The organism is Streptomyces sp. NPDC088707, assembly GCF_044752725.1.
Classification (GTDB): domain Bacteria; phylum Actinomycetota; class Actinomycetes; order Streptomycetales; family Streptomycetaceae; genus Streptomyces.
In genome coordinates this window covers 1-6,048 of record NZ_JBIVLV010000025.1, presented here as the reverse complement: position 1 = coordinate 6,048, position 6,048 = coordinate 1, and the positions used below count along the sequence as shown (strand labels likewise).

Here is a 6,048-nt window from a genome sequence, read left to right as displayed (position 1 = left end):
CTCCTCGCCACCTACGGCAGCGAACGCGACGGCGACCGACCCCTCATGCTCGGGTCCCTCAAGTCCAACCTCGGACACGCCCAGGCCGCCGCCGGTGTCGGCGGCGTCATCAAGATGGTCATGGCCCTCCAGCACGGCGAGGTGCCCGCCTCCCTCAACGTGAGCAAGCCCAGCGAACTCGTCGACTGGGACTCCGGCGGCGTCGAGGTCCTCACCGAGGCCCGTCCGTGGCCCGCGACGGAAGGCAAGGTCCGGCGCGCCGGTGTCTCCTCCTTCGGCATCAGCGGCACCAACGCCCACGTCATCCTCGCCGAAGCCCCCACGACCGAACCGGTCGTGTCCGGAACCGGCGCCGCGGACGACGGCTCCGCCCCCCTGTGGGTGCTGTCCGGCCGTACCGAGGCGGCGCTGCGCGCCCAGGCCACGGCACTCGTCGACGCCCTCGACGGCTCCGGCGAGGTGTCCGACCGTGACCTCGGCCGCGCCCTGGCCACCACCCGTACCGCGCTCGACCACCGCGCGGCCGTCACCGCCGGGGACCGCTCCGAGGCCGTCGCGGCGCTGGCCGCGCTCGGCCGCGGCGAGCCGCACTCCGCGCTGACGCGCGGCACGGCACGCCCCGACGACGGCCTCGCCTACCTCTTCACCGGGCAGGGCAGCCAACGCGTCGGCATGGGGCGCGAGTTGTACGAGAGCGAGCCGGTCTTCGCCGCCGCTCTCGACGCGGTGTGCGCCGAACTCGACGCCTGTCGCGCCTCCGTGCCCGGCACTCCGCCGATCCGCGAGGTGATGTTCGACGACGCCGAGGCGCTCAACCGGACCGAGAACACCCAGTGCGCCCTCTTCGCCCTCCAGGTGGCACTGTTCCGGCTGCTCGAACACCGGGGCCTGGCTCCGGACGCCGTACTCGGCCACTCCATCGGCGAGTTCGCCGCCGCCCACGTCGCCGGGATCCTCACTCTGCCGGACGCCTGCGCCCTGGTGGCCGCGCGCGGCCGGCTCATGCAGGCGCTTCCGGCCGGTGGAGCGATGCTGGCCGTCCAGGCGTCGCGGGAGGAGGTCCTCCCGCTCCTCGCAGGCCGCGAGCACGAGGTGAGCATCGCCGCCGTCAACGGCCCCCTGGCCGTCGTCGTCTCCGGCGACGTCGAGGCCGTCGAGCAGGTCGCCGAGGCGTTCGCCGCCTCCGGCCGCAAGACGCGCCGGCTCGTCGTCAGCCATGCCTTCCACTCGCACCGCATGGACGGGATGCTCGACGCGTTCGCGGCCGTGACCGCCGGCGTCGCGTACGCGGAGCCGCGTATCGCCATGGTGTCCACCGTCACCGGCGGACCCGTCGACGTCACCGCCGACTACTGGGTGCGGCAGGTGCGCCGGGAAGTGCGGATGTCCGACGGCCTGACGGCGCTCCACGGCCTCGGGATGCGGACCTTCCTCGAACTCGGCCCGGACGGTGTTCTGTCGGCGCTTGGCCAGGACTGCCTCGACGACGACGCGCTGGCGTTCGTCCCCGTGCTGCGCCGCGGCAGGTCCGAGACGCGTACCCTCGCCGCCGCGCTCGGCAGCCTGCACGTCCGCGGCCGAGGACCGGACTGGGGCGCCGTGTTCGGCCCGGGAGCGACGCCGGCGCTGCCCACGTACGCCTTCCAGCGGGAGCGGTACTGGCTGACCGCGCGCGGCACCGAGGGCGCGGCCGGTCACCCGTTGCTCGGCCCCGCCGTGGAACTCGCCGAGTCCGGGCAGGTCGTCCTGACCGCCCGGCTCGGCCGCCGTACCCACCCCTGGCTGGTCGACCACGCCGTCCTCGGTTCGGTCCTGCTGCCCGGCACCGCCTTCCTCGAACTCGCCGCCCGCGCCGGGGCGGAGGCCGGCGCGCCACGGGTCGCCGAACTCACCCTGCTCGCGCCGCTGGTGATCCCCGAGGAGGGCCGTACCGAGGTGCAGCTCGTCGTGGCCGCACCCGGTGACGCCGGACAGCGGGGGCTGACCGTGCACGCCCGCACCGAGACGCCGGACGGCGCCGTCGAGCCGTGGACCCTGCACGCCACCGGCGCCCTCGCCCCGCAGGACGGCGCCCCCGCGGGCGCGGCGGGCCTGCCCACCGCCGAGGGCGAGCCGCTGACCGTCGACGGCTGCTACGACGGGCTGGCCACCGCGGGGTACGCCTACGGTCCCGTCTTCCAGGGCCTGCGCGCCGCATGGCGGCACGGCGCGGACCTCGTCGCCGAGGTCGCGCTGCCGCCGTCCGTCACCGACGCCGCCTCGTACGGGCTGCACCCGGCGCTGCTGGACGCGGCTCTGCACCCGATCGTCATGACGGCGCTGGACGACGGCAACCGCCGCCTGCTGCCCTTCTCCTGGCACGGGGTGACGATCCGTCAGTCGGGCGCCCGTACCGCCCGCGTGGTCATCACCACGACCGGGCCGGACACGGTGTCGCTGACCCTGCTCGACGAGGCCCGCGCGGTCGTCGCCGAGGTCGAGGAACTGGTCCTGCGTCCGGTGAGCGACGAGGTGGCCGTCCCGCGGTCCCTCCACCGGCTGGACTGGATCCCGGCCACGGTGGACCGCGAACCGTCGCCGTCGGCCGCCGCGCTCGGCGTCGCCGACCTGGGCGTCGGTGCGCCCCACGCCGATCTCGCTGCCCTGGGCCGGGCCCTCGACGCGGGGCTTCCCGCTCCCGCGGTCGTCTTCGCGCCGCTCGCGGACCTCGGGGACTCCGGTGCCGGCGCCGGGCTCGGTGAGCGCGCCGGCGGGGCGGGGGAAGGCTCCCGGACCGCCGTGCACCGTGCGCTCGCCCTGCTCCAGGAGTGGCTGGCCGACGACCGGCTCGCCGACTCCAGGCTGGTGCTCGTCACCCGGGCCGCCGTGGCCACGACGGCGGACGCCGATGTGAACCCCGACCTCGCCGCCGTATGGGGTCTGGCCCGCTCGGCGCAGACCGAGAACCCCGGGCGCGTCGGTCTCCTCGACGTGGAGTCGGCCGCCGACTGCCGTACCGCCCTGCCGCTCATCGACGCCGAGCACCAACTCGCCGTGCGAGGCGACGAGTTGCTTGTCCCGATGCTCGGCCGGGCAACGGCCGACGGCTCCCTGGTCCCCCCGGCCGGAGTCTCGGCCTGGCGGCTCGGGGTCCGCGACCGCGGGACCCTGGACCACTTGGCGCTCGAACCCTGCCCGGAGGCCCTGGCCCCGCTGGCCGACGGCACGGTACGCATCGCCGTGCGCGCTGCGGGCGTCAACTTCCGCGACGTCCTCAACACCCTCGGTCTCTACCCCGGCGACCCCGGTCTGCTCGGGCTCGAAGGGGCCGGTGTGGTCACCGAGGTCGGACCCGGTGTCACCGGTCTCGACGTCGGCGACCGGGTCATGGGTCTGTTCTCCGGGGCGTTCGGGCCGGTCGTCGTCGCCGACCACCGGCGGGTCGCCGTCATGCCCGCCGACTGGACCTTCGCCCAGGCCGCGTCCGCACCCATCGTGTTCCTCACCGCCTACCACGCCCTGGTCGACCTCGCCGGCCTGACCGCGGGCGAGCGCGTCCTGATCCACGCCGCCGCCGGCGGTGTCGGGATGGCCGCCGTCCAGCTCGCCCGGCACCTCGGGGCCGAGGTGTACGGCACGGCGGGCCCCGGCAAGTGGGACGCCCTGCGTGCCCTCGGCCTGGAAGGCGCGAACCTGGCGTCGTCCCGCACCCTGGACTTCGAGTCCGCGTTCGACGCGGCCACCGGGGGACGCGGCATGGACGTCGTACTGAACTCGCTCGCCGGTGAGTTCATCGACGCCTCCCTGAGGCTGCTGCCGCACGGCGGCCGCTTCGTGGAGATGGGCAAGACCGATCTGCGCGACCCGGAACAGGTCGCGGCCGACCACCCCGGCGTGGACTACGGCTTCTTCGACCTGCTGCAGGAACCGACGGAGCGGATCGCCGGACTCCTCACGGACGTCCTGCGGCTGCTGTCCTCGGGGGCGCTCACTCCGCTGCCCCTGAGCACCTGGGACGTGCGCCGGGCACCGGAGGCGTTCCGGCACGTCAGCCAGGCACGGCACATCGGCAAGGTGGTCCTCACCCTGCCGGCGGCGCTCGACCCGGACGGTACGGTCCTGGTCACCGGTGCCACCGGAGCCCTGGGCGGACTCGTCTCGCGGCACCTGGTGACCGAGCACGGCGTCCGCCGTCTGCTCCTCGTCAGCCGCCGCGGGCCCGACGCCCCGGACGCCCTGGAACTGGCCGCCGAACTCACCGAGTCGGGCGCGCAGGTGACGCTCGCCGCCTGCGACACCGCCGACCGCGACGCGCTCGCGCGGTTGCTCTCCGGCGTACGGCTCACCGCCGTCGTCCACGCGGCGGGAGTGCTCGACGACGGTGTGATCACCGCACTGAGCCCGGAGCGCCTCGACACGGTGCTCGCCCCCAAGGCCGCCGCGGCCCGCAATCTGCACGAGCTGACCGCGGACCACGACCTCGCGGCCTTCGTCCTCTTCTCCTCCGTCATGGGTGTCATCGGTGGCGCCGGCCAGGGCAACTACGCCGCGGCCAACACCTACCTCGACGCCCTGGCCCAGCACCGCAGGGCCCAGCGCCTCCCCGCGCTCTCCCTGGCCTGGGGCATGTGGGCGGACACCGCGGGACGACCGGGCTCCGCCGGAATGGCGGGGTCCCTGTCCGAGGCCGACCGGGGCCGCATCGCCCGCACCGGCCTCGCGCCCATCGACCGGGCGGAGGGCCTGGCCCTGCTCGACGCGGCACTGCGCATGGACACCGCCGCGCTCGTCCCCGCTCCGCTCGACCGCGCCACTCTCAGCGGGCTGGGCACGCAACTGCCCACTGTGCTGTGGGGCCTGGCGCCGGCCGCACCGCGACCGGCCCAGGCGGCGGCCACCGCCGCGGCTCCGGCGACCGCCGCACTGCGCGACCGGCTCGCCGCACTGGCCCCGGCCGAGCGGGAGGAACTGCTCCTGGACCTCGTCCGGGTGCAGACCGCCGCCGTGCTCGGCCGTTCGTCCGCGTCCGGCATTCCCGCCGACCGGTCCTTCAAGGACATGGGCTGCGATTCGCTGACGCTCGTGGAGCTCCGCAACAGGCTGCAGACCAGCGCCGATCTGCGACTGCCCGCCACCTTCCTCTTCAACTACCCCACGCCGAGCGCGGTCGTGGCCCATCTGATCACCGAACTGGCCCCGGCCGAGACGGAGTCCGTCGCCTCCGGCGACTCGGTGGGCGTACCCGGGCTGGTCGAACTCGACGGCCTCGAAGCGGCGCTCGCCGACCTGCCGGACGACACCCAGGACGAGGTCAGGGACGAGATCGTCCAACGACTCCAGGCCCTCGCGGCCCGCGTACCGGCTCAGCGGACCCGGGCCGACGACAGGGATCTGGCCGCACGGGTCGAGTCGGCCTCGGTCGACGAGCTCCTCGCGTTCATCGACTCCGAACTCTGACCCCGAGCCCCACTCCGACCACAACTCCACCCGCGCATCGCACGGTTCCGGACCTCGGTCCGCCCGTCCTGTTCGCCGCGCGCGGCACACCCGGGCTCATCCCACGGGCGTGCCGCGCCCGCACCGCGCACACGCACAGCTTCACGACGCCTACGGGGGCATCATCGCCATGACAACACCGGACAACGACAAACTCGTCGAATACCTCAAGCGCCTCACCGTCGACCTCCACCAGTCCCGTCAGCGGGTCCGGGAGCTGGAGGCCGGCACCAACGATCCGATCGTGATCGTCGGCATGGGCTGCCGCTTCCCGGGCGGGGTGGACTCCCCCGAGGCGCTGTGGCAGGTCGTCGCCCAGCAGCGCGACGTGATCTCCGGCCTCCCCACCGACCGGGGCTGGGACCTCGACGGTCTCTACCACCCGGACCCGGACCACGCCGGCACGTCCTATGTGCGCGACGGTGGATTCCTGAGCGGAGCAGGCGAGTTCGACCCCGAGTTCTTCGGGATCGCCCCCCGTGAGGCGCTGGCGATGGACCCGCAGCAGCGGCTGCTCCTCGAAGTGTCGTGGGAGGCCCTGGAGCGGGCGGGAATCGCACCCGGAACGCTGCA

At 74.5% G+C, this 6,048-nt stretch carries 2 protein-coding genes; both read left to right on the top strand.

Annotated features, from left to right (window positions below; translation table 11 throughout):
- Window positions 1-5,436, top strand: a 5,436-nt coding sequence (locus ACIP84_RS38565) for an SDR family NAD(P)-dependent oxidoreductase (RefSeq protein WP_401805062.1), incomplete at its 5' end; no start/stop codon positions are given.
- Window positions 5,437-5,605: 169 nt separating this feature from the next.
- Window positions 5,606-6,048, top strand: a 443-nt coding sequence (locus ACIP84_RS38560; RefSeq protein WP_401805059.1) for a beta-ketoacyl synthase N-terminal-like domain-containing protein, incomplete at its 3' end; no start/stop codon positions are given.